Here is a 2,402-nt window from a genome sequence, read left to right on the forward strand (position 1 = left end):
CCCGTCCAGAAGCAATTATCGACGCAATCATTAAGCTGCGGAAGAAAATCTCCAATGAGTCGATGCAAGAGCGGGATAAAATTAAGCAAACTCACCGCTATTACAGCACGACTCATAATTTGAAGCCAGTAGAAGAAATCTTAACTGGTAAGTATTTGCAGTCAGACACTCGCTATGCACCACCCAAGGAATTGGCGGAAGCGATTGGTATGCCAATACCACCTGCAATGCTGACAGAAAAGGCGCAAAAGGAGGAACAAACCCGTGGCTGAAGAAGAATCTAAACCAGTACCAGCAGCGAAAGAAGAGGCATTGGTACAAGCGGGTAAAGTTTCCCAGTGGTTGACGGAAAATGGTTTTGACCATGAGTTTTTAGCACCGGATAAGAATGGTGTAGAGATAATTAAGGTGGCGGCAGATTTCTTGCTTCCTACCGCTACAGCCCTTTATGCTTATGGGTTTAATTATCTCCAGTGTCAAGGTGGTATTGACCTTGGCCCAGGACAAGAATTGGTGAGTATGTATCACTTGATTAAAGTCGGTGATAATAGCGATCGCCCCGAAGAAGTTCGAGTTAAGGTGTTCTTACCACGGGAAAATCCTGTAGTGCCTTCTGTGTACTGGATTTGGAAAACCGCAGATTGGCAAGAGCGCGAGTCTTACGATATGTACGGCATTATCTACGAAGGACACCCAAATCTCAAGCGGATTTTGATGCCGGAAGATTGGGTAGGTTGGCCTTTGCGGAAGGATTACATCTCGCCTGATTTCTACGAGTTGCAAGATGCTTATTAGAGATTGCTGAATCGAGACGCGATGAATCGCGTCTGTACAATATAGTGCTGGGTTTCGGCAGTGATTAACCCCTTTCCGGTGGCGGAGAGGGGTTATGTTTTTGGTGTCTCATGTAACAGTTGGTTGGCAATATTTGCTGTAATTCATTGACTATAGGACTTACGCATTAACAATATTTATCGATATTTTCCAAAGTAAGTCAAATTAGTTATTTTGTGGAATTTTGGCGATCGCCTTTTTTAAACGAGCCACAAACTACGCAAATAATGGTTTTTCCCCTATTTTAGTAGCAATTGATCTACCAATATTATGGAAATATTCACTTGTTACACCTATAGATACAGGATGTTTAGTTATAACAAACACAGTCTGACTATTTCTACAAATTAAAAAACCTTCTGAAGTTTGTGAAAACTCAACATCCTTTATTTTTTCAGTTATTCTTCTCCAAGAAGGCTCATATCCCACACCGTAGAAAACAACCGCTTTAGGTTGATGTTCTTTTATTCTTTGACTAATATGATTTATTCGCTTTTCAAGACAATACTTTTCATAAGTATCTCTATTAGATAAAAAAGTAAGCTTAGAATATTCACCATATATCCAATGTTTAAGAGATGGTGAGGGTAAAGGTAATAATTCTAATAAACAAGTCTCTTTATCTTTTCTACCTAGTTCCTCTATTTGATATTTACGAATATCTTCTAGGTCAATATTATCTTTTCCTTTAGCACTCAATATAATACGAATTAATGTCCTCCAGACTGGCACATCCAATTTTGCACCTGGTTTAAAACTCGCCCCATATCCGATAGCTTCATGATATTTTGCAATATCTTCTATTTCCTTCTGTTCTCTCTCTGACCATTTCTTTATTCTGTTATTAATTTCGTTAAAATCTCCTCCTGCTTCTTCCATACCAATAAACCAATAATTCCCTTGATAATTACCATATCCATAAAATACATCAACTATTTTTTCTAGAAGCTCATCATTAAAAAAATCTTGACTGAACATAACTCTATTATTTTAATTAGAAAATCAAAACTTGTTCATCAAAAATAATTGAGCATACATAGAATGTCAAGTTAAATAACTAAAGTGAAAATTTTCGGACATTATCAAGTCATAAATAAACTTTCTATTCTTTACGCCTTTGCATGAGGCAATTTTCCCACAAAAAAACTTGCCTCAGAAGCATCACACCCCCAAGGCAAGCCAACTCTCTAATTCTTTCTTTACTTCGCGCCCTTAGCGCCTTTGCGGTTCGTTAAAGTTGCTTCACTTCCGAAACCAACTTCGCCACCATATCCTTCGCGCTACCAAAAAGCATCGTCGTCTTATCCTTGTAGAACAACTCATTATCTACACCGGCAAAACCCGTACTCATCCCGCGCTTAATTACAATCGTCTGCTTCGCCCGATCTACTTCCAAAATCGGCATACCATAAATCGGGCTACTTGTATCACTCCGCGCCGCCGGATTTACCACATCATTTGCCCCAATTACTAAAGCCACATCCGCTTGATCGAACTGGGGGTTAATATCATCCATGTCGTACAACTGGGTATAAGGCACATTTGCCTCCGCCAGCAACACATTCATG

The 2,402-nt window shown here is 39.3% G+C and carries 3 protein-coding genes and 1 pseudogene; 2 read left to right on the plus strand and 2 right to left on the minus strand.

The features are described 5' to 3' along the window. Together RRG12_RS43060 and RRG12_RS43065 are read left to right on the plus strand one after the other, a co-directional pair. Positions 1 to 272 (plus strand): annotated as a pseudogene (locus RRG12_RS43060) (NADH-quinone oxidoreductase subunit B); the annotation flags it as partial. Then, positions 265 to 795: an NAD(P)H-quinone oxidoreductase subunit J gene (locus RRG12_RS43065; protein ID WP_099103180.1), complete on the plus strand. Its 531-nt coding sequence runs from the start codon at positions 265 to 267 to the stop codon at positions 793 to 795. The pseudogene RRG12_RS43060 and the gene RRG12_RS43065, both read left to right, overlap by 8 nt. Positions 796 to 1,050: 255 nt before the next feature. Here the strand turns inward: RRG12_RS43065 and RRG12_RS43070 are convergent, their stop codons facing one another. Further along, a complete protein-coding gene (locus RRG12_RS43070) occupies positions 1,051 to 1,812 on the minus strand; it encodes a hypothetical protein (RefSeq protein WP_420758995.1) in 762 nt (253 codons plus the stop codon). A gap of 253 nt (positions 1,813 to 2,065) precedes the next feature. Continuing rightward, positions 2,066 to 2,402 (minus strand): NAD(P)(+) transhydrogenase (Re/Si-specific) subunit beta (locus tag RRG12_RS43075; protein ID WP_420763282.1); only part of this gene is annotated, 337 nt, incomplete at its 5' end.

The organism is Nostoc sp. CALU 546 (genome assembly GCF_048836525.1).

Bases quoted from the DNA above. Each gene is read 5' to 3' on its own strand.
- RRG12_RS43070 (WP_420758995.1), bottom strand. From the start codon at position 1,812: ATGTTCAGTCAAGATTTTTTTAATGATGAGCTTCTAGAAAAAATAGTT.